Annotated in this window: 22 protein-coding genes; 8 read left to right on the forward strand and 14 right to left on the reverse strand. The window is 37.7% G+C overall.

The genetic code is table 11. The features are described 5' to 3' along the window. Positions 1–89: 89 nt before the first annotated feature. The 9 genes from J2743_RS08270 to J2743_RS08310 form a co-directional block, all read right to left on the reverse strand. Positions 90–518, reverse strand: a complete 429-nt coding sequence (locus tag J2743_RS08270; RefSeq protein WP_342451642.1) for a nucleoside deaminase — start codon at positions 516–518, stop codon at positions 90–92. 14 nt (positions 519–532) lie between these two features. Continuing rightward, a complete protein-coding gene (locus J2743_RS08275) occupies positions 533–958 on the reverse strand; it encodes a DUF1284 domain-containing protein (protein ID WP_209626120.1) in 426 nt (141 codons plus the stop codon). Between the two features lie 9 nt (positions 959–967). Continuing rightward, positions 968–1,585 carry a biotin transporter BioY gene (locus J2743_RS08280; protein WP_209626121.1) on the reverse strand — a complete coding sequence of 206 codons (618 nt, stop codon included), beginning with the start codon at positions 1,583–1,585 and terminating at the stop codon, positions 968–970. A 436-nt stretch (positions 1,586–2,021) separates the two neighbouring features. Further along, a complete protein-coding gene (locus tag J2743_RS08285; RefSeq protein ID WP_209626122.1) occupies positions 2,022–3,209 on the reverse strand; it encodes an MFS transporter in 1,188 nt (395 codons plus the stop codon). Between the two features lie 107 nt (positions 3,210–3,316). Continuing rightward, positions 3,317–3,619 (reverse strand): PadR family transcriptional regulator, encoded by a 303-nt coding sequence (locus J2743_RS08290; RefSeq protein WP_245248180.1) that lies wholly within the window; start codon positions 3,617–3,619, stop codon positions 3,317–3,319. Between the two features lie 354 nt (positions 3,620–3,973). Then, complete coding sequence (gene xerA / locus J2743_RS08295; protein WP_209626123.1) at positions 3,974–4,972, reverse strand: site-specific tyrosine recombinase/integron integrase; 999 nt, start codon at positions 4,970–4,972, stop codon at positions 3,974–3,976. A gap of 174 nt (positions 4,973–5,146) precedes the next feature. Then, positions 5,147–6,658, reverse strand: a complete 1,512-nt coding sequence (locus J2743_RS08300) for an ATP-binding protein (RefSeq protein ID WP_209626124.1) — start codon at positions 6,656–6,658, stop codon at positions 5,147–5,149. Between the two features lie 193 nt (positions 6,659–6,851). Continuing rightward, positions 6,852–8,018 carry a DNA primase DnaG gene (dnaG, locus tag J2743_RS08305; protein ID WP_209626125.1) on the reverse strand — a complete coding sequence of 389 codons (1,167 nt, stop codon included), beginning with the start codon at positions 8,016–8,018 and terminating at the stop codon, positions 6,852–6,854. Positions 8,019–8,101: 83 nt separating this feature from the next. Further along, positions 8,102–8,524, reverse strand: coding sequence for a toprim domain-containing protein (locus J2743_RS08310; RefSeq protein ID WP_209626126.1), 423 nt, complete (start codon positions 8,522–8,524; stop codon positions 8,102–8,104). 328 nt (positions 8,525–8,852) lie between these two features. Between J2743_RS08310 and J2743_RS08315 the strand changes: the two genes are divergently transcribed. The 6 genes from J2743_RS08315 to J2743_RS08340 all read left to right on the forward strand — a co-directional run bounded on the left by J2743_RS08315 (position 8,853) and on the right by J2743_RS08340 (position 12,990). Next, a complete protein-coding gene (locus J2743_RS08315; protein WP_209626127.1) occupies positions 8,853–9,143 on the forward strand; it encodes a DUF211 domain-containing protein in 291 nt (96 codons plus the stop codon). A 29-nt stretch (positions 9,144–9,172) separates the two neighbouring features. After that, complete coding sequence (locus J2743_RS08320) at positions 9,173–9,841, forward strand: RraA family protein (RefSeq protein WP_209626128.1); 669 nt, start codon at positions 9,173–9,175, stop codon at positions 9,839–9,841. Between the two features lie 230 nt (positions 9,842–10,071). Next, positions 10,072–11,151 carry a UPF0104 family protein gene (locus tag J2743_RS08325; protein WP_209626129.1) on the forward strand — a complete coding sequence of 360 codons (1,080 nt, stop codon included), beginning with the start codon at positions 10,072–10,074 and terminating at the stop codon, positions 11,149–11,151. Between the two features lie 124 nt (positions 11,152–11,275). After that, complete coding sequence (locus tag J2743_RS08330) at positions 11,276–11,551, forward strand: H/ACA ribonucleoprotein complex subunit GAR1 (RefSeq protein ID WP_209626130.1); 276 nt, start codon at positions 11,276–11,278, stop codon at positions 11,549–11,551. A gap of 56 nt (positions 11,552–11,607) precedes the next feature. Continuing rightward, positions 11,608–12,543, forward strand: coding sequence for a transcription initiation factor IIB (locus J2743_RS08335; protein ID WP_048199818.1), 936 nt, complete (start codon positions 11,608–11,610; stop codon positions 12,541–12,543). A gap of 177 nt (positions 12,544–12,720) precedes the next feature. Beyond that, complete coding sequence (locus J2743_RS08340) at positions 12,721–12,990, forward strand: hypothetical protein (RefSeq protein WP_209626131.1); 270 nt, start codon at positions 12,721–12,723, stop codon at positions 12,988–12,990. Between the two features lie 4 nt (positions 12,991–12,994). Here J2743_RS08340 and J2743_RS08345 read toward each other — a convergent pair whose 3' ends face one another. The 4 genes from J2743_RS08345 to J2743_RS08360 all read right to left on the reverse strand — a co-directional run bounded on the left by J2743_RS08345 (position 12,995) and on the right by J2743_RS08360 (position 17,115). Next, complete coding sequence (locus J2743_RS08345; protein WP_209626132.1) at positions 12,995–13,192, reverse strand: YwbE family protein; 198 nt, start codon at positions 13,190–13,192, stop codon at positions 12,995–12,997. 67 nt (positions 13,193–13,259) lie between these two features. Further along, on the reverse strand, positions 13,260–15,374 hold the full coding sequence (locus J2743_RS08350; RefSeq protein WP_209626133.1) for a phage holin family protein: 2,115 nt from the start codon (positions 15,372–15,374) through the stop codon (positions 13,260–13,262). 32 nt (positions 15,375–15,406) lie between these two features. Further along, entirely contained in the window at positions 15,407–16,261 is an 855-nt protein-coding gene (locus J2743_RS08355; RefSeq protein ID WP_209626134.1) for a metallophosphoesterase, read from the reverse strand. 149 nt (positions 16,262–16,410) lie between these two features. After that, complete coding sequence (locus J2743_RS08360) at positions 16,411–17,115, reverse strand: DUF2238 domain-containing protein (protein WP_209626135.1); 705 nt, start codon at positions 17,113–17,115, stop codon at positions 16,411–16,413. A gap of 263 nt (positions 17,116–17,378) precedes the next feature. Between J2743_RS08360 and J2743_RS08365 the strand changes: the two genes are divergently transcribed. Together J2743_RS08365 and J2743_RS08370 are read left to right on the forward strand one after the other, a co-directional pair. Continuing rightward, a complete protein-coding gene (locus J2743_RS08365) occupies positions 17,379–19,394 on the forward strand; it encodes an FUSC family protein (protein ID WP_209626136.1) in 2,016 nt (671 codons plus the stop codon). Positions 19,395–19,439: 45 nt separating this feature from the next. Beyond that, the gene (locus tag J2743_RS08370; protein ID WP_209626138.1) at positions 19,440–20,282 is read left to right on the forward strand and encodes an ion channel; all 843 of its coding nucleotides are present in this window, start codon (positions 19,440–19,442) and stop codon (positions 20,280–20,282) included. 78 nt (positions 20,283–20,360) lie between these two features. Here J2743_RS08370 and J2743_RS08375 read toward each other — a convergent pair whose 3' ends face one another. Next, positions 20,361–20,840, reverse strand: a complete 480-nt coding sequence (locus J2743_RS08375) for a DUF308 domain-containing protein (RefSeq protein ID WP_209626140.1) — start codon at positions 20,838–20,840, stop codon at positions 20,361–20,363. Between the last annotated feature and the right edge of the window lie 64 nt (positions 20,841–20,904).

Raw genomic sequence — 20,904 nt, forward strand, 5'->3', positions numbered from 1 at the left:
TACAATGAAATAATCGGAAATAAAACATTTTACGAAGGATGGATAAAAAAAATTTTAAGAACAAATTGTTAAATTTTTAATGTCGTGGACTATAAATTGATTAACTGAATATTGTTATCCTGAAGATGTTTTTCTGGACCTTTGAAGTTTTCATTTTCCCCAATAACTACCACAGGAATGTTATAAAGTATTATTGCTCCAGAACACATCACACATGGTGAAAGAGTTGTGTAAAGTATACAATTTTTATAATCATCTGCTTTCATCCTACCTGCATTTTCCAAACAGGCCATCTCAGCATGTAAAATAGTAGAATTCATTTGCACCCTTTGGTTATGGCCTTTGCCTACGATTTCGCCATTTTTAACCAGGACAGCACCAACTGGAATTCCCCCACCATTTAAACCTTTTATGGCCTCTTTTTGAGCCTGTGACATGAACCAGTGATGTTCATCTTCAAGTGTGTCTGGGTTTTCCTGCATGTTCCTACTTCCCACCCTAATTATCCAGTGTTTCAACAGTAGCATCTAATCTATAACATCTTTTCTTGAAAATAAAGGCATTTGTTCCGCCAAGAACAATTTCCGCATAATTTTTTTACAGTTTGACTGTTCAACTTCATTGTTTTGGATAGGAGTGATGCTGAAGAATGTACTGATCCTTGTTCAATCTTTAATTTCTCAATGACTGCAGAATCCATGATTTTAATATTGTTTGATGAGTCCCTATTGCATATCCCCTGAGAATTATGCGGACACATCTGGCATATCGAATCCGTCCCAATCATAACCTGAATAAAAGAAGAAGAATTTTTTATGGTTTTTTCTATGATCTGGGCCATGTTTTCAGTGAATTTTTTATTGTAACCAAATCCCTGAAATCCTTGCATGCAAAGGAGATGGTGGGCTCTGATCCTTATCGGTTCCGAACCAACGCCATTTTTGACGTTTTTCACCATTTATACCTCTTAATATTCTTTTTTTGGAGTTATGGCTTTTGTGAGTGCTGCTGCACCGGCAATTTTCACCAAATCCCCCAAGATGAAGGGGAAAAGACCCATGGTAAGAAGGGTCAGAATTGTTGGAAAGCTTCCGTTTACCATGTACATCCATAATCCTAATCCTAAGAGTCCGGGAATGTAAATAAATGCGAAGTTTGCCACGGATAGCAACCCTAACATAGGACGGAAGTTTCGGGACTGAACATATTTATCTGTGAAGTATCCCATGAAAAATGCGGTTAGAATGAACCCAAGGAAATATCCTCCGGTAGAACCCAAAAGTATACTATATCCACCAGTCATCCCTGCAAACCATGGGACTCCTAACAAACCTACGGCAAGATACATTACTTGGCTGAGTCCACCCCACCAACGACCCAGAACCACACCTGCCATTAAAACAGCGAAGGTTTGGGCAGTTATGGGCACAGGAGTCCATGGCAATGGTATTACTATCTGAGCCATTATTCCAGTGACACATGCCATGAAAAATGCCATTATTACTTTGTTAACTAAAGAAGTATTAGAACGCCACGTGAAAAATGAGTATCTTTTCCGGAAATAATTTTCTATACTGATTTCCATTTCTATCACCCACATATGTGTATAAATTCTGAATCTGTTGAAAACTATTTAAATCCATTTTAATTAGTTAAGATCTATTTAAATTCCATCTAAATTGGTTGGAATCTATTAAATCCCCAAATTATCTTTTTAAATGTTCAAAGAGCAGATATGCGGAGATAACTGCTTTTTCAAATATTTTTTATAATATTTTAGAAGTCTCTAAAAGATTAAGAAAAGCTTGATAAGCTCTTTTAATGATTAGATTCCTGATAAATATATAGTTATCTTAAACTAGAATTTCACGAATAAATTCGATTACAACTTTTAGAAAGTTAGTCGAACTCCTAAAAAGATTTGAAAGAACAAAGAAATTTAAAAATTTCATATGGAACTAATTACTGAATTAAAATATTATATAAATGGCTTTAAATAATTATTTTTTCTCGGTTTCTAATTAAGGCCGATATTTTCTAATTAGAAATAATGGTATCACTGCCAAAATCTGGGCAAAAAGGGAGAATGTCACCATCAAAGTTATGGAGAAATCATAGATTATTCCCAATGTAAAACTACCAATAAACCATGAAATCCCATAAATAGTGCTGAATACACCATATGCTGAACCTCTTATGTTTACTGGGGACATTTCAGCAACAGCTGCTCTCATGATGGATTCTTGAGCTCCCATGCCCACCCCCCATAACCCCATTCCCAGTAGAGCCATGCTGAAATCACCCCAGAAAACCAGTGGGGCGAAAAATGCCGATGAGGTTACTGCAATGATCAATGCCCACATACCGATTTTATCAAATAATCTGCCGAATACTAAAGCTGCCAGTGCATCTACTCCCATAGCCACTGAATAAAAAATTGGAATCATCACTGGTGATACCACTTCTGCCCTTTGGAAGTGATAAGCAACCAGGGGAAAATCAGCAAATCCCAGGGCAATAAAAATCACTGCTACTATGTATATCCAGTAAACCTTCATTAAACCCTTTGTTTGGATTTTTGGAACATTCACTTCAAGATCATGCGGATTGGGATAGAGAAGTCTTGAAGTTACTAGAACGGTTAAGGTCAATATCGCAGGTAAAAGTAGAAAAGCAAAACACAACTGGTAGTTACCAGAGAAGTACAGGATGACTGCAACCATTAAAGGTCCTATGATGGCCCCTATTTGATCCATGGCTTCGTGAAGTCCAAAACCCCATCCACGACCCACCTGTGATGTGGCATGGGATAACATCACATCCCGGGAAGGTGTGCGAATTGCCTTTCCCATTCTCTCAGCAATAAGTAGAAGGGCAGCCATGGGCCAGTTTCCTGCAAGGGCTAGTAACGGTACTGCAAAGAGGTTAACTGCATAGCCGATGATGGTCATAGCCCAGTATCTTCTTGTTTTGTCAGCCAGATACCCAGAAAGAAAACGAAGGGCATATCCAACCAATTCACCAAATCCGGCAACGAAACCCACTACAGCTGCATTTGCACCCAGTAATGCAAGGTATGGTCCAGTTATGCTTCGAGCACCTTCATAGGTCATATCTGCCAATAGGCTTACAATTCCAAGCAAAATAATGAATTTAAGAGCATGACCCTTAATATCATTATCTGGAATATTTAGTTTTAGATTGACCATATAAATCAGATTTTTTTTTAAGCTGTGATTTTCATCAATGCTTTACCTATCCCCAGAGTAGTAGGAGTGGTGGGAGAAGTAAGATGAATATTGGTTTTTAACTTATTTTATTCTTCTATAACTTCTTTTATGAGTTCATTAATTTTTTGACGTGATTCATGGAGGATTTTTTCTCCTCTGGGTGTTATCTTATAATATTTCCTTATCTTTCCTTTCACATTTTCTTTTCTACATTTCAAAAAGCCTTCACTTTCCAGAGAATGGAGAATAGGGTACATAATACCAGGACTTACTTTATAACCATGATTTTTTAGTTCTTGAATCATTTGAACCCCATATATTTCTTCTTTACTTGCATGGTAGAGTATGTGTATTCTAATAAATCCCAGGAAAAATTTTCTATTTAACATAATGAGTACCTCTACTAATTTAATATCTGATTTAGATATTTAGTTTAGATATCTTTAACCAATATCTCATATAGATTTTATACTTAATAAATTTTCATTTAAAATTTTTTAAAAAAAATCAAAAAACCATCCTTAGTTAAAGTAAAACCTGAAAAAAAACAACTGAAGGTTGATCAAAGATGTCACTTGTTGCGTTATTACTATAAATGGCAAAAATTAATATTAATTTTATGCGACATTCAATGTGATCTCATCAATTAATTAAGTATAAATTATTACTTTTATTGATAATTTTACTACATGATCTTGTAAATCACTTAATCAATAACCCGGAAAAAAGAATAATATACGAATTTAAAGTAATTTAGCACGGTCATAAACATTTTTGAGTGTTTTCATATCCACACTGGTATATATCTGGGTTGTAGATAGGTTAGAATGGCCTAAAAGTTGTTGTATAGCGCGAATATCCACACCATTCTTTAACAGATGCGTGGCAAATGAATGGCGGAGAATGTGAGGAGTTACCTTCTTTTTTATACCTGCTACTCTGGCGTAATCCTTGATCATCATCTGCACATAACGAGGAGTTAAATGGTTGCTCTGACGATTGACGAAAATGTATTCACTATCACATGATCTTTCTTGGAGATATTCTTCCATCAGCGTTTTGGTAGCATCGTCAAACAGAACAATTCGATCTTTTTCTCCTTTCCCCCGAATACGGATGGTTCTTTCTTCTAGATCAACGTTGTTAGTCTGAAGGGTGACCAGTTCAGAAACCCTTAAACCTGAAGAGTATAGTAAAGCCAGTATCAATTTATTTCTAAGTTTTAAAGATTTGGATGTGGGAGAATCAGAGTCCACAGGATTGTAATTATCCAGAGCATTTATAAGATTTTTCACTTCATCCTCATTTAGGGATTTAGGAAGTGATTTGGTTCTTTTTGGGGTTTTGACCTCTTCAAGAACGTGGATCCCTCCAAATTCAAAGAACTTCTTAACAACCACGGTCACCAGGTAAATGTAGTTCTGGGAAACTTTTTTTTCACGCTTCAAATATCGTATATAACGTTTGAATCCTCTTAAAACTTGTTGTTCGTTGTTAAGTTCTTTTTCATTCTGTAGATGTTTGTAAAAATTGTTTATAATGGAACGATAGGTTTTGATGGTGTTACGGGAATAGTTGCGTATTTCCAGTTCAAAAAGATAGTCTTCAATCATTTCTGGAATATCAAAAACTTCCAAGAAGTTTGCTTCCGGAGGATAGTTAGAAGTGTTACCTACAAATCTTTTGATATCCGTAGGATCCCCACCAGATGATTTCCAGTTTCCGTTGGAATAAGGGTTCATGGTACCAATAATAAATTTTTGTTTAAACCGAATTCTAGGTTAATTATATAAGAATATTTCCTCTAGAATAATTAAATCTTTTCATTTTCCAACTTTATATTGGATAAATAGAATAATTTCAGTATAAAGACTTCAACAAAAGAATAAAAAAGTAATAGTTAAAAAAAAGATTTCTTAAAGGTAGCTGCGGTCCACATGGTCATTGGGAATGCCCTTACTACCTGAATGCATCTTCTGAGAACTGGATGTATCCTTCTCTATTGCCTGTTCAAAGGACTGATAACGTTCAAGTATCTGGTCTTCAATGGATATGGCGTTTTTAACAGCAAATTTTATATGACGAGCCTCAATTAATTCACTGCCTTCCATCACTGCCATATCTCCAGCCATACGAACCAAACCCCCCATGTCTCGAAGTCTTAATGTTAAAGAATCTTTTTGATCGTCTATTATGTGGGCTCTCTTTCTGGATTCATCCATAATCAGTTCAACAGCATTTAAGGTTGCATGTGGGATTTTACCATCCATTTCAATCTCCTGAGCTACGAATTGAGCCATTTTTGCCTGATTTTCCCCAGTATCTGGCATAGTGGTGCGCATCAAAATTTCATATCCTTCCCCCTGAATACGAGAACGCAACGGAGGTAATATATAATGAAGGTCTCGAATATTGCAGGCCCCTACAAATATAAAATCACAGGGCACATCCTCTACTTTCACCGAACTCCCAGCGCTTTGAGGATTTCTGCCAACAATGGGAAAGCATTTATCCTGCATTGCACTTAATATGTAGCGCTGCAGAGGTGCTATGTGTACGATTTCATCAATGAAGAGAACTCCTTCGTGGGCTTCATGGATTGCACCTGGAACAACTCTTTCATAGGGTTGTGTTCCCAGGTCAGGGTGTCCACCATATGGGTCATGCCTTACATCCCCCAGTAACTCGGTTTCACTGGCACCGGTAGCTTGGATGAAATTTTTCCGTTTTAAGGGAACAATAATGTTTTTGGGTTTTTCCTCAACCATCTCCCTTCTCTTCTCCAGAGCATGTTGGTCAAGTATCTTAATCTTGTCCCCATCAACCCGTTCATAAATCACCACTTCTTCGCGACCCTGATGCATTCTTGTGGTGGTGACTCTGTCCTGTGGAACATTTACAGGCTCATTATCCATTTCAAACATTCCTAAAAGATCACCTAAATGTTTTCTACGTGCATTTATATGAGAGTATTTGTCCGCTCCACACTTAGGGCATATGCTCTGATACGCACTACTATAACTTTCACAAGTAGGACATCGAAAACCTAAACGTTCTGCAACAAGTTCCGGAACTTCCTGGGGGGTGACAACATCCCCTTCAGCCCTTTGTAAATCCTCTATTTCACTTTCAATTTCCGATCTGTTTTTTACTTCCACAAAAGGTCTTTCAGGCCTTTCTGGGTTGTGGACAACGGTTATTTCCTCTTGTGGCTTACTCAGGTGAACCGATATGCCTTGTGCTATTAATGATTTTCCTATACCTGGAGGACCTACCAGGAGAAGATTCCTGCGTTGTTTAGCGGCTATTTTCACAAATCTTATAATGTCATCATGACCAATAACCCTTTCCAGGGGATCTTTAGGTATCAAGATATCTGCAGTGCTTTTAATATCTTTAAAAAACTCTTTTTTCATGTTTGCATACATGATATCCCTCAAATTTTGCATCCCCAAGTTCATTTTTGATTCCAATGAATTGAAGACTGAATAAATAGTATATTAATAACTTCATTACTGAAAATGAATGGTTAATAGCCATCCAGAAGTATAGTTTCTGGATTAGCTATTTTTTTGTGATTCTCTGAATAGTTTCAGAGTCATCTTTTTGAAAAAACCGTAGTTATCTGCCAGTGATTATTTTAAGTGGACTTGGTTTTTTGACAACTTCACTCATGCGCACTGCTACTATCTGTTTTATTCCCTTATCTTTGGCAATGTCAATGAGTCTCTGGCTGACCACACCATCAAATACCACTGCATAGGCTCCTTCATTTTGCAAAGCCTTCAGTTCATCGTATAGGGATTCTACTTTAACTTGTTTAAGTATGTTTAATGCATCATCGAGGATTTCTGCATTTCCGGAACCTTCAACATCTTTGAGTAGTCCTTTGAGTAACTTTATTTTATCTGGTGTTTTGTCTACTTGTTTTTTTTCTGGTTTATCCAGTTTTATTCCCATATCATGGTAGATCTGTTCTACGGGTATTTTATCTCTTAACGCCACCATAACTTCATCTTTGGTGAGATCTTCCACTTCTTTACCTCTAGGAGCTCGGGTTACGTAGTCCAGTTCTCCTACTTGAAGGAGTTCCTTGAGGATTAAGTCACCGCCACGATCTCCGTCTAAAAATGCGGTTACTGTTTTTTTCTTGGTAAGTTCTGCTACAGTTTTTGGGACGCTAACTCCTTCCACAGCTATGGCATTTTTAACACCATAACGCAGTAAGTTTAAAACATCGGCACGACCTTCCACAACCAGAATAGCATCAGATGATACTACATTGGGGCCTGAAGGAAGTTTATCATGCCCAAAATCAGTGATTTCGTGGATGCGCATGGCCTCTTTAACTTCTTCAATCATTTTGAGGCTTTCTGGGGTGACTTCTTCCATCATTCCCTTGTAAAGTTCCTTGGCTCGATCCACTACTTTCCTTCTTTTAACCGCTCTGACATCTTCTACTTTGTTAACTGATATGTACGCTTCACAGGGTCCAACTCGGTTAATGGTTTCTAGGGATGCTGCCAGTATGGCAGTTTCCACTCGATCCAGGCTGGATGGGATTACAATTTCCCCTTTGGATCTGCCAGCTTTTGAGTTGATGTTCACCTTGATCCGGCCGATTCTGCCGGTTTTTTGTAGTTCTCTTAAATCAAGATCATTACTTAAAAGTCCTTCTGTTTGTCCGAATATGGCACCTACCACGTCCGGTTTTTCAACGATTCCGTTAGCATTAATTTGAGCATGAATAAGATATTTAGTTGTACTGATTTCTTCTTTCGCTCCCATATTTGGGCCTCCATCAATGTATAGATACTACTGATAAAATGAGGCTATGTATCTTACAGCCTGAAGATCAGTATCTGGAAATACTATGAATGATAGTAATACCATTGCCCACCAGATGGGCTTTCTTCAAGTTCCAGCTGCTCCAGGTGCCGAGGGAGGCTCTCAATATCTTTAATAAAGCGACGAGTAATACCCATGATGGTTCTCCTGAAACGAATGTCCGGATGAGAACCAAGGCTTTGAATATCCTCTGAAAGTCTTTTGGCAAGTTGATTGCCCTTTCGATCAAAGTCAGTTAATATAATCACTCGTGATGATAATTGAGTTGCTATCTCTGCTATTTCGAAGAGTTTTAGTCCTGATCCAGAAACTTTTATGAAATTTCCATTTACCCCCAGCTCTTTTAAGGCCTTTTCATCCTTTTGGCCTTCAATCAGAAATGGGATTCCCTGTTCCCCACAGATCTTAAGCTCTTCGATTATATTGGACAACTTGATAAAACTCATGATAAGCCCTTTTGATGGTGCTAATAAGTATCTATAGATTAATATACACCATCTCCTATATAAAATTGAAGTAGATATCAATACTTCTTTCCCACTAAAATTGTTTAAACCCTGTTATATGCTCTAATAAAATTGATAATAATTTATTCCATAATTTGGAGAGTTTATAAAGTGTTATGATTCCTTTAAATATATTTAATTTATGTTACAGTGCCCAGTGTTGGCATAAAGTTTTATAATATCCCCAATAAAGAATTTATATTGGTAATTATTACATGTAATGTACAATAAAAAAAAATTGATGATAAATTAATTGGAGGGCCTAAAATTGGCAAAAGGTCTTATAAGAATAGTTCTAGACATATTAAAACCACATGACCCCACTTTACCTCATTTCGCTAAATTTTTAAGTGAAGTCAGTGGAGTGGAAGGTGTAAATATAACTTTAATGGAAATTGACAAAGAAACTGAAAATATTAAGGTTACCATGCAAGGTAACGATTTGGACTTTGAAGAAATTACTAAAGCCATTGAACAGTATGGTGGTTCCATTCACAGTGTGGATGAGGTTGTTGCTGGTAGAACCATGGTTGAAGAAGTAACCACACCACAGGATTGATTTCTTAAATTAAAAATAGGATGTTTTTTATGGCTAAAAAGATTGAAATATCTCCAGAATCTGTTTTAGAAAAATTTTCAACCCCCAAAAAAGAAGATCACTTTCCCCACCTCGATCTTCCTACATCACAGATCTCCGATGCTCTAAAAAGTATCACCTGTGAAAATGGAGTTATCCACGGGATAAAACCAGTGAAAAATAATATTAAGGTGATGGGAAGAGCAGTTACAGTTAAAACCGATCCCGAAGATTGGGGAACTGCTCTTAAAGGCATTGATGCTGCTCAAGAAGGAGATGTACTTTTTATTGATGCCGAAAATGGTTACGATGCAGTTTGGGGTGAATTAACCTCTAGTTCCTCCCAAGAAAAAGGTATTGCTGGTACGGTAGTTTATGGTGCTGTGCGAGATGTGGAAGCCGTCCGAAATCTTAACTATCCTGTTTACTCCTGTCGTATAGTTCCCTGTGCAGGTGAACCTAAAGGAGAAGGTGAAATTAACATTCCTCTAGAATGTGAAGGAGTAAAGGTTAAACCAGGGGATTGGATCATTGGAGATGACTGTGGAGTAGTTGTGGTCCCAGCTAAATGCTTTAAAGAAGTAATTGAAGCTGCTTCTAATATAAAAGACAAAGAAACACGTATAATTCGCCGTTTAAAAGATGGATGGTCTTTATCTGAAATTCTGGGAATTAAATAAAAATTTAAAGGCTAAAAAAATCCATATATACTACAAGAAACCATCTCAATCTTTTGAAATGTATTAATTAAATCAGGGTTACAATTAACATCAACATCCCTCATCTCTTGTGATAAAAACAGCATCACCATCAACAAGTTTACTTCAAATAAATTTAATAAACAAATTTTCAAGGCATTTTATATTAACAGGATCGTTTCATCCAGAAATCAGATTTTTAGAGGTGCTTAATGGAAGACACTTACGCACTTATCCGGGAACATAAATGGAAAATCATCATTTCATTTGCCGTGGCTGCATTCGTCATATTTGCCATTACATTCATCATAGGATTAAATGATGTGGTGGATGCCTTAGAAAGGGCTAGTTTAGAATTAATCCTTTTAAATTTCGTGTTAGAAGCTGCTATAATTCTAATCTGGGCTTTAAGGTGGAAATATATTTTAGAAGTGGTGGATAAGTCTCCCAAGTACACTACTGTGTTAACTATGCTCTTTGCTAGTTTATTTGGGAACAATGTAACTCCAGGTTCTGCAGGTGGTGAACCTTTACGTGCTTATATTTTAAGAGAAGTGGAAGGAACACCCTTTGAGATAGGTTTTGCTTCTGCTACATCTGATCGAGTATTTGAATTCTTTCCTTTTGTTTTAATATCCATTATCGCTGCACTGTTCGTTCTTAGCTGGGAACTTCCCACACTTACCCGGATAATCGTGGTGATAATGATCGTATTTACCATTATAATGTTTACTATAATGATATATGCTGGTCTTAGAAGAGAGATAGCACAGAAGCTAATTATTTCAATAGCCAAGCCCATCTACCCTACCTTCGCCCGTTTTAGCAAAAATAATATTTCTTTTAGGGAAGTAAGTGAAAAACTTATTTTTTATGTTAACCGATTTTCAGATGGTTTTGTCACCTCATTACAGAACCGAAAAGTCTTTATTTTTTGTTTTTTCCTTTCGTTTGCCATGTGGGGTTTAGACATGACCCGAATGTATGTTTGTTTTAGTTCACTAGGGACATATCCACCATTTCTTCCTTTGGTGATTATTTACACCATTGGAATTTTCATATCTTTCCTTCCCCTTCTCCCAGGAGCATGGGGGATACGTGAAGCTACGCTGATTGGTCTTTTTGCTGTTATTGGAATATCAGCCGATATAGTGATGGCTGCAAGTATCATCGACCGTTTGGCCAGTTACATAGCTCCCACCATAATTGGTGCTGTGGCAGCACTCTATTACGGGCGAAAGGTAAAAAATATGGATTCAAAGACCAATGAAACCAACATGAAAACGGGTTAGGCATATTAAGACCTATTGTGAGGAACACTGGAAGACTTTTAGTGATCTGGAATTTAAAACTATCGAAATATTTATATACTAGTTCAACGAAAACAGTAGTATATAAAATTTTCGGTTTTAGTGCATGAAGGAACTTGGAAAAATACTGCATCTGTCTAACCGAGGTCGAATTATACTCCGATCACGTCAAACACCCGCCTTGGGACTGTCTGTTTTTAACTCTCACCACCAGAAAGTGGGGTTCGTTCACGATGTTTTTGGACCTACCAAAGATCCCTACATCTCAGTAAAAATTCGTGCATCAAATTCTAAAAAACTTGAAAACCGAGTTGGAGAGACTCTTTATGTACCTAAACAATCCAAGAAGAAATGGGGGCGACGGAAACGAAACAAGAATTAATTGAAAAAAATCCCGAAATTGCTAAAGAAAAGACAGAAGTTTCGGGAAAAGAACAGATGAAACAGGATATGTCCGAAATTGAAAAAATCGAGACAAAATGTCCTGAATGTCAATCTGAAAAACTTATAAACGATCATGAACGTGGCGAAATTGTCTGCGGTTCCTGTGGTCTGGTTATTGACGATAACCTAGTGGATATGGGGCCAGAATGGAGGGCCTTTGACCATGAACAGCGTGATAAGAGAACCAGAGTAGGTGCACCCATAACCTACACCATCCACGACAAAGGTCTTTCCACCATGATCGACTGGAGAAACAAGGATATCTACGGAAGAGATATTCCCGCCAGGAACAGAGCCCAGTGGTACCGTCTCCGAAAATGGCAGAGAAAAATCAGGATCTCAGGCGCCACCGAACGTAATTTAGCCTTTGCACTCTCTGAACTTGACCGTGATTCCTCACGATTAGGACTTCCCAGAAGCGTCAGAGAAGCAGCATCAGTGGTTTACCGTAACGCCGTGGAAAACAAGTTAATCAGAGGAAGAAGCATTGAGGGAGTCGTAGCAGCATCCCTATACGCTGCCTGCAGAAGATGTAACGTACCCAGAACTCTGGATGAAATTGCAGAAGTTTCAAGAGTAAGTAAGAAAGAAGTAGGGAGAACTTACCGTTTCCTGACAAGGGAACTAAACATCAAACTACCACCTACCAGCCCAGTTGACTATGTGCCCCGTTTTGCCAGTGAACTAAACCTCTCAGGAGAAGTTCAGTCCAAAGCCATAGAAATCATAGAAAAAGCCATGGAAAAAGGTTTAACCTCTGGTAGAGGACCCACAGGAGTAGCTGCCGCTGCACTGTACATAGCCTCAGTATTACTCGGTGAGAGGAAAACCCAACGCGATGTAGCTGATATAGCCGGAGTTACTGAAGTTACTATTCGTAACCGATACAAAGAACTCACAGAACAGCTGGATATGGGAGTTACACTTTAGCAACATATTGCTCGAATAATTGTGAAACATAGCCTACTATCTTTCACATTTTTCTAATTTTCCAGTTAAAATAACACCATACATAAACAGGAACTTAGCTAACTGTGAATTCGTGGACAGTGACTCACATTCAATTTGTGAATGATCTTTTAATCAATAAAATAGGAGAAAAATAGAATGTCTGTAGATTTTTATAAAAAAATAATGGAAATATCAAAGGTAATGGAAGAAAAAGGTGATGGAATTAGCTATATCCGGAATAAAAGTGACAATTACACCATTGGAACCAAAAAATACAGTGAAGAAATAGCTAAATATTTGGATGAACACGTTGAATCATGGGAAGGTAGTGAAGCCCAGATAACCAAAAAGAAAGGTAAAAATAAACAGTTAAATGGTAAAAAAGTTGGTTACCTTTGGAAAATTCCTATAACTGAAGGTAAATAATTATCTACCTTTTTATAATTTCTTTAACCCGTCCAACTTGCCCATCTTCTAATCGAACCTTTATTCCGTGAGGGTGAACAGAAGAATGTGTGAGTATATCCTTAACAATACCCTTAGTTCTTTTTCCTGTGCGTTGATCTTTTTTAAGAACAATCAAAACCTTATATCCCTTTTTAATATCTTTTTTATTCTTTCCATCCATTTAATTCCTCTCTTAATTTTCATATAACATTTATAAACTAATACGTATACTACAATTTATTCATAGATTAAACTTCTTTTAATTGCCTCTTAAGCAATTCATGTAATTTTTCAGCACCTACAATCTCTTCAGAACCCATGTTCCATTCAGAAGGGTGTAAGATGAATGGTTGGGTTTGTTCACCACCTAACCCACCATGACTGCCCACCAGTTCCTCAAAGGCTGCCACTTCGTTGGTTACAGGATCATAGAAACTGTTAACCAGAATATCAGGAACATGTTTGAAAGTGTCAGTGCGTGAAAGGTGTTCACGTGCTCTTGGTCCGAACGGAGTTAATGGATCGTCTCCTTCAATGGTTCCATCTTTAAGATAACATATTCCTTCCCTTCCCATGGCCATAGGACCGTACTTCTCTGAATGGACCATTACAAAACCTATCCCATCGTGTTGCACCAAACCTGGAATTAAATCCGGATAAATGGCCTTTATCTGTTCAAAGGTAAGTCTTTTCACATACTCAGTGAGGTAAATCAATCCCAGATTTCCTGAAGCAAGGACTATTACTTGAGCTTCTGAAGATGATGTTTTCTTGGGAGGGGCTTGTCCTATCTCATGACGTTGCAAATAGTCTAAAACTTTACCTCTTATTACGGGAGCTTCATCCACCTTTCTCACTGCTTGGTTAAAAATGTATCTGCTTTCACCCGCCACCAAATCACCCCGACCCTTCAGGTAAAGTTTACTATCTTCTATAGGGTTTTGAAAAGCCTGGCCAAAATGATCTTCATTGGAGGACAGTTCACTGTAGATCAGAGTTTCTGGTGGTATTAATTCCCTTACTAAGTCCTCCAGGGTTAATCCATATCGCTGCAGGAAAGTGGCACCATTAGTTTGCCCATGATCAGATTGCACCACCAACTGGTAGGGGCGTGGCGCATATTTCCTGGCATTTTCCAACCTATGAAACTGCATATCAAGTTTTTTAAGTGCATAAAAAGCATCCCAATCACGAGTTCCTGAATGATGGGCTATTTCATCGTATCCAAGATAGGTTACATAAGCAACATCCACTTTACCATCTAACATGTCACCAATAAGCACTGCTGTGGTTACTTCACGGAGGAATACGTTGGCACCTCCCCTTATGAAGGGATATATCAAGCCTCGCCGTATTCTGGGCCTGATATTCTTGATTATGTGTAATAATTGAGACGCAAAATCCAGGAAAACATCCCAGAAAAACAGAACCACAATACGTGCGAAGTTAGAGGGATATGAATACACATAATACCAGGCACGTGAGTAAAATCTTCTCAGGTTCTTAAGTTTACTGTAGGTGAATATAACATCAGCAGCATCTCCAGAAAAAAGGTTGCTTCTACTGGCACCATGACAGTTTAAAAGCCCGTTCCCATCAGAAATTCTTTTTTCAATAATTGGAGCATCTGACAATCCTGTGGAAACCATTATCTTATTGTTATTATCCTTTTCCACCCATCTAAATGCAGGGATGTTATGGTTATTTCCATGCAGTATTCCAGCCTGGCTAGCTCCAGTCTGGCTCGAAAGATCCGTTTCCCATCCGGTGACCTTATGAGTGCCCTCATCCAACCATCTTTTTAGTGTCGGCATGGAACCATTTTTTATGGCTTCATTTAAAATATTAAGGGCAAGTCCATCGATTTCCAGAAATATAATTCCTGGTTTTCCTTTAAATTTAATTTTGCCCTTTTTAATTTTTCTGATGACATTCCGATAATATGTAGCATCATCATCAATGGTTAAAATAGCTGATAGTAATGCAGTGACTGCTGCCATGGCAAGTGGGGTTAGTATCAAGGCAGGCCCCCCGATAGTAAATCCATCTACTAAACCACCTGCCAGCCAGATGAAAAATCCATTTAACAATAAAGCCCCTATCCCTACAGTGAAGACCATGAATGGTAGTAATACACGGGCAAGCATGGGCCAGAACAAAACGTTAAACAGCCCTACTAATCCTGCAACAATAAAAGCAGTGCTCCAGTCATCAAAACTTAAACCCACAGATAAGTGGTCAATGATTATAAAAGCTAAAAAACCCCCTATCCACATTATAAGAGAGCGACCTAACCAGTAAAATCTGGAACGGTCCTGGATACGGTTCTGCCAATCTAAAAAATATTTTTCTTGATCCCCCATTTAAGAATACGCCTCCCTATGGATTTTCACCCTTATACTAACTCTTCCGGACACTTTAGTTTGAAAATAGTGATTTCAGGATCACAGTTGATCCTCAGCCAGAATACATTGGTTCCCAATCCTCTGCTGGTGTATTGAATCATGTCACCCACCATATATTTCCCTGCAGGATATTTAAAAAAATGTGGACCCCTGATGAAGGTTCCCAAACCTGGGATGAGGAATTGTCCACCGTGGGAGTGTCCAGATATTTGAAGACTGAAACGACCTGTGCTAGAACTTATATCTGCAAAATCAGGTTCATGAGCCAGAAGTATGGCAGGACCCTCTTCAGGTAGTTTTTTCATAACCAGATCAAGACGATTCATACCCAGCATCACACTATCCACTCCCGCCACATGTAGAGAAGCTTCATTACGGTAAATGGTAAAAAAATCGTTGCTGACGTCGATTATATCACATCTATCCAATATTCCACGGATTTGATCAGCATCTAACCAGTGATCATGGTTTCCCAGGACAGCAATGGAGAATTCCTTCGGTTCTAATCGTTTCAAAGAATTTTCAAGATCATCGGCAACATCATCCAGAATATATGAAACAAAATCACCAGTGATGGTTACAGAATCTGGTTTCTCTTTATTGATGATGTCGATCACACCATCAAGATGTTTAGGTGTGATCCACTGACCCAGATGTATGTCAGAAATATTGGCCAGACAATAATTATGGAAAGAAGGATCCAACCCAGGAATAGTGACTTCCACATGTTCTAACTGGAAATCTTTATGGTTAAATTCAGGGTTTCCTATTTTATTACGCCAATGAGTCATACCCCTTTGAACCTTCTGCATATATTTAAGCATATTTGGATCTTTTTTATTCATGATTAAACCATTGTAAATTTAAATTAATATTTGGAGATGGTGTTGTTAATGAATTGGTACCATTGTTCATGATATAGGTAGGGAAGGAAAATATGATGGATACCCATGTTAACAAAATTTATTGTAGTAACCCCATAATTAAAATTTCTTTAAACTTCTCCCATCTTTTCCATTTCATCAGCAACCTTCCAGTATCCACCATCTTTTTCAGCTCTTCGGATCAATAAAACACCCACTATTGCCCCAAAGATTCCGCCAGCAGTATCAGTGAATAAATCGTTCATGGTATCATCTAATGGGTCTTGAGTTGGGGAGCCCTGCATTTGCGTGTTGCCTGTGATTTGTCCAATGGGCCCCTTAGATAAATATTTATCATAAGTATATTCACCCATTTCAAGTATACCTCCAAATCCTATGGTTACAATCACGATAACAACTGCCATTTCGGCTAAAGATGCTTTTAATCTACCAAAATGATACATGGTGTAAACAACCATCATCCCTATCAGTGCTATATAAAGGGGTAAAATGAAATGCATGAAATTGTCATAGTAAGGAAGTCGGACATACAAGCCCAAAGCATCTCCACCCACCAGTTCAAACAACACCATGGCCAGAAGTAAGAGTTCTATTTCCACTGGAATGGCCCGTATGCGATTTTGAGTGAAAAAAGCCGGGGCATTGATTATTGCCAAAGCCACTAAAATTAATATCCCAAAAATTCTCTCTGCACCGTTGACTCCGCCAAATATGGTAATGTAGATACCGGCAATAAGCAAAAATATCCGGATAATTCTTAGTAGATTTCTTTGAAGAGGACTTATATCCTCCTTATCAGGGTTTAAAAAGCTCATTTTACCAACTCATAGACTAATCCTTAATCATTCTTAATTATCTATATTTTCCTATGTCACTAATTAATCATTAATTACCCTTTTGAAATTGGATAACAATCTAAAACTATTACTGCTTTAGTTAGATTTATCCTATTATTTAGAGTTTTATTTTTAAGAGTTTTGACATTGCAGTAACACTTACATGTTTATTTGCTAAACAACAAAATAAAAATCAAATAATTGTAACATGGATCTATATTTCAATAATTAGAGGTGTGCAAGTGGAAAAGAAGGGTTTCATGGGGAAATTGAGGATACTTTCAAAACCCACTGGTAAGCCCCAGTGGAAACAAGGGATTGTAGCCATCTTTTTAATGATTTTAGCTGCTTTGGTAGCTAAATTTTTGGGTTTTGAGGATGGCATAAAAGCCATCATGTTCATAACTCTAATAGCAAACATAATAATAGATCTCCCCCTCCCACTACGTAAAAGTGTTCCATTGACCGTGATAGGGTTTTTAATGACAGTTTTGGCCTTTATCAGTTCATCATTAGCACTTTCCAGCCTTCCCCTTTTCCTATTTTTTACTATCCTCTGGTCTTTTTTTAGTCTTTCCACCTACATTTTCAGTGAAGCTTTCGGTTCATTTGGATTCATCATATTCTGTTGTTACTTTTTGTCGGTTGTACTGGTGAATCGAGATGCTTCACCACTTGACTGGGGATTTTACATAGTTTTAGCCTACATGGTTGCTTCCATTTCCTTCATCCCCAAATTATTGAACAAAAAGAAGGATCTATCTAAACTGGTGGCCTCACCTTTCTCACCTGAAACCTCTCTGGAGCGAGTCTTATCAATCAGACAGATGTTATCGGGAATACCCCTGGAAGGTAGGGATTACGAACTTTTCAGAATCGGAACCTACCTTACTGGGTTCAGAAGTTACAGTAAAATTGTTTTATCCCGCCTATCTGGAGAATCCCGTGAGATATTCCAGAAATTCATAGATACGACCAATAAGAGTAGTTCGAAAATTGCCGCCAGTATCATTAGTAAAACAGATTCTGTTGATCTTGAATCCATGGATGTTGAGCTTGCCCATGTTCAAAATGCTGCTTTAAGTGAATCTTCTTCCAATGCCCCATTAAGCATAGCACAGAATATGCACAGTCTCCTGAAAAAGGCCAATGAAATAATTGTTAAGGAAAAATCTGTTAATGCGACAGTTATGGAAAAGTTGAAAATACCCTCCCCTCGGAATTCTCTCAAAAATGTTTTAGGGGCGAATTTCAATCTTAAAAATATGTATATACGCCATGCCCTGCGTTTCACCCTGGCTATGACCATTGGCCTTCTGGTAATATATTTAACCCATGAACGTGATGCCATCTGGGTCACCATGGGTATTCTCATCATCATCAAGCCAGATGTTACCAGCACCCTAAACAACATGATTGTGAGGGTTTCCTTTAATGTTATTGCCATCATCCTGGCCATAGTTGTGAGTTTTATCTTCCCTCACTATATACTGTTCTGGATTGCATTCCTGATGCTGTTTTTATACCGGGCATTTTACCCTACCTATATGGCGCTTTCAGTCATGGCTTTAACCGTCTTCATAATTCTGGTATGGCCCACCGGAACTGTGTTTGATAACAGTTTGGCCCGGATTATCGACATCACAATCGGAGCTATCATAGCATTCATATGCGCATATATAATCCTTCCAAGCAGAGTAACAGTGAATCTTCCTCAACAGATAGCTCAAACTATCCGCACTAACCGGAAGTATGTGGAAAATGTTCTTCCAATCCCAGAAATGGTTTATGATCATCAAAAGGCAGTTAATGCTTTTAGAAATTACATGTTAGAGGAAAAAAACCTGGAATCTGCCATTAAAAAGGTGGAAGATACTTTTGACGATGTTGAAGATGATTTAGCGTTGTATAATGATTTTTGGGCAGCTAATCAAAAATTAGCAGCTGACATATCTGCTGTTGGAACTTTAGCAGAAGCAGGTGAAAATTTACCAGATATTTCCCGTTTCAGAGAACAGGTAGCTAATTCCCTTAATGAAATGGCACTATCTGTGGATAAAAATATTGTGCTGCCCAGAGCAAGGATAGATGATGTTTACCCTAACTCTGGATCAGATAACAGATTGAAAGTGGACAGATTACCTGAAGAACTCCATAACTATTTGAATTGGATCACTTCTGACATCCATTATCTGCAGGAATTGGTGGAGATCGCAATCAAATCAGGGGCATTGAAAAAGTATCAGGATATGGCTTAGTATCCATTCATAACACACCAAAAATATTTACTAAAAAAGGAGTAAATGAAACTTATGAAACAGAAAATAATGATGTTGATGGAACTGATTTTCATCACCTTCATCTTTCTTGATGGGTTCCTACTTTTTGTCAGCATATTTTTACCCATCCGACCCATGGCATTTACAATTGTAATTTATCTTGACCTGTTCACCAGCATACTGCTCATTTTTGGCTATTTTATCCAGATGAGGAGGCGAAAAAAAGGTTTATACATTAAAAGGAATTGGAATGGTCTTATATCCATCATGCCGTTCTATTTCATTGGGATTATTCTTTTGGGGATGAATGAGACATCCGTCATCCTGAAGATACTCTGTTTAATTAAAATATTTGCATTAGCCTTTTCTGCTCGCCAGGTAGGTAAATCTGTAGATGAATTTGTTGAAAAAAGTAAACTGGTTTATGGGTTTGCATTTTTTGTTGTAGTTCTTATATTCTGTTCCGTGCTGTTCTTTTTACTGGAAAGTGGGGTTAACCCTGAAGTTGCCACATATGAAGACTCATTATGGTATGTTATTCAAACCATCACCACTGTTGGTTACGGTGATGTAGTACCTATCACCCAGTGGGGACGTTTGGTAGGAGTAATAGCCATGATCAGTGCTATTGCTATTTCCAGCCTTCTGACTGCAGCCACCACTTCTTCCTTAATGGATAAATTACGGGAAGACCGTGAAAAACTTGCCAAAAAGAGTGGTGACTATATCAAAGACCTTGAAATCAGAATATACGATTTAGAATCAAAAATGGCTAAAGAAAAAAATATTGAAGAAGTTAAAAGTGATTTGAATAGTATAAGATCAGAAATAAGTGAACTTAAAGATTTGTTAAGTAAAAAAGAATAAAAAAAAGGAAATAATTTTTTTAAATAATTCTTTCAACAGTCTTCCTGAGTTTTTATTTAGATCCTTTGTGGTGGTGTTTTACTCGAACAATGCCAGTATACCACTTATAACTAGCCAGATGCCTATTAAAATTCCCAGATAAATTGGGTCGAAGGCAAGTGTGCCTAAAATGATGTACAGGATACCCAGGATTATTCCCAGAATACCAACCCATGTGGCGTTTTTAAATTCATTGCGTGAGGCAAGTGCGATTATACCTGCAATGATCATGAATATACCTGCTAAGTATAGTAGGAAACCTGTTAAGAATGCGAATAATGCTGGACTGAAAATTAGACCAATACCTATTATAAGGACAATTATCCCCAAAATCAGGTTCAAAATACCTGCAGTTTTACTGATCTCCAGCTGGGATCCACCTACAATCAGAAGCCAGATAGCGATCATCAATATTACAAAACCGGTTAACACACTTGCAGCGACAAGACCCGCTAGTGGAAACGCTAACACTATCAAACCAAGAATTATGGCCAGAAGGCCTACAACAATGTTTTTCATTTAACCCCTCCATTTTTTTAAATCAATATTGTGGTATGGAATTGTTTAAGTATGAAACTATAAA

The organism is Methanobacterium petrolearium, assembly GCF_017873625.1.
GTDB classification, from domain to species: Archaea; Methanobacteriota; Methanobacteria; order Methanobacteriales; family Methanobacteriaceae; genus Methanobacterium; species Methanobacterium petrolearium.

Excerpts from the sequence above, each read along its gene's own strand:
- dnaG (WP_209626125.1), bottom strand. The coding sequence starts at position 8,018 with ATGGGAGCGAAAGAAGAAATCAGTACAACTAAATATCTTATTCATGCT.
- J2743_RS08300 (WP_209626124.1), bottom strand. The coding sequence starts at position 6,658 with ATGTATGCAAACATGAAAAAAGAGTTTTTTAAAGATATTAAAAGCACT.
- J2743_RS08325 (WP_209626129.1), top strand. The coding sequence starts at position 10,072 with ATGGAAGACACTTACGCACTTATCCGGGAACATAAATGGAAAATCATC.
- J2743_RS08285 (WP_209626122.1), bottom strand. The coding sequence starts at position 3,209 with ATGGTCAATCTAAAACTAAATATTCCAGATAATGATATTAAGGGTCAT.
- J2743_RS08310 (WP_209626126.1), bottom strand. The coding sequence starts at position 8,524 with ATGAGTTTTATCAAGTTGTCCAATATAATCGAAGAGCTTAAGATCTGT.
- J2743_RS08290 (WP_245248180.1), bottom strand. The coding sequence starts at position 3,619 with ATGTTAAATAGAAAATTTTTCCTGGGATTTATTAGAATACACATACTC.
- J2743_RS08355 (WP_209626134.1), bottom strand. The coding sequence starts at position 16,261 with ATGAATAAAAAAGATCCAAATATGCTTAAATATATGCAGAAGGTTCAA.
- J2743_RS08330 (WP_209626130.1), top strand. The coding sequence starts at position 11,276 with ATGAAGGAACTTGGAAAAATACTGCATCTGTCTAACCGAGGTCGAATT.
- J2743_RS08370 (WP_209626138.1), top strand. The coding sequence starts at position 19,440 with ATGAAACTTATGAAACAGAAAATAATGATGTTGATGGAACTGATTTTC.
- J2743_RS08320 (WP_209626128.1), top strand. The coding sequence starts at position 9,173 with ATGGCTAAAAAGATTGAAATATCTCCAGAATCTGTTTTAGAAAAATTT.
- J2743_RS08375 (WP_209626140.1), bottom strand. The coding sequence starts at position 20,840 with ATGAAAAACATTGTTGTAGGCCTTCTGGCCATAATTCTTGGTTTGATA.
- J2743_RS08350 (WP_209626133.1), bottom strand. The coding sequence starts at position 15,374 with ATGGGGGATCAAGAAAAATATTTTTTAGATTGGCAGAACCGTATCCAG.
- J2743_RS08345 (WP_209626132.1), bottom strand. The coding sequence starts at position 13,192 with ATGGATGGAAAGAATAAAAAAGATATTAAAAAGGGATATAAGGTTTTG.
- J2743_RS08275 (WP_209626120.1), bottom strand. The coding sequence starts at position 958 with ATGGTGAAAAACGTCAAAAATGGCGTTGGTTCGGAACCGATAAGGATC.
- J2743_RS08340 (WP_209626131.1), top strand. The coding sequence starts at position 12,721 with ATGTCTGTAGATTTTTATAAAAAAATAATGGAAATATCAAAGGTAATG.
- J2743_RS08360 (WP_209626135.1), bottom strand. The coding sequence starts at position 17,115 with ATGAGCTTTTTAAACCCTGATAAGGAGGATATAAGTCCTCTTCAAAGA.
- J2743_RS08335 (WP_048199818.1), top strand. The coding sequence starts at position 11,608 with ATGAAACAGGATATGTCCGAAATTGAAAAAATCGAGACAAAATGTCCT.
- J2743_RS08280 (WP_209626121.1), bottom strand. The coding sequence starts at position 1,585 with ATGGAAATCAGTATAGAAAATTATTTCCGGAAAAGATACTCATTTTTC.
- xerA (WP_209626123.1), bottom strand. The coding sequence starts at position 4,972 with ATGAACCCTTATTCCAACGGAAACTGGAAATCATCTGGTGGGGATCCT.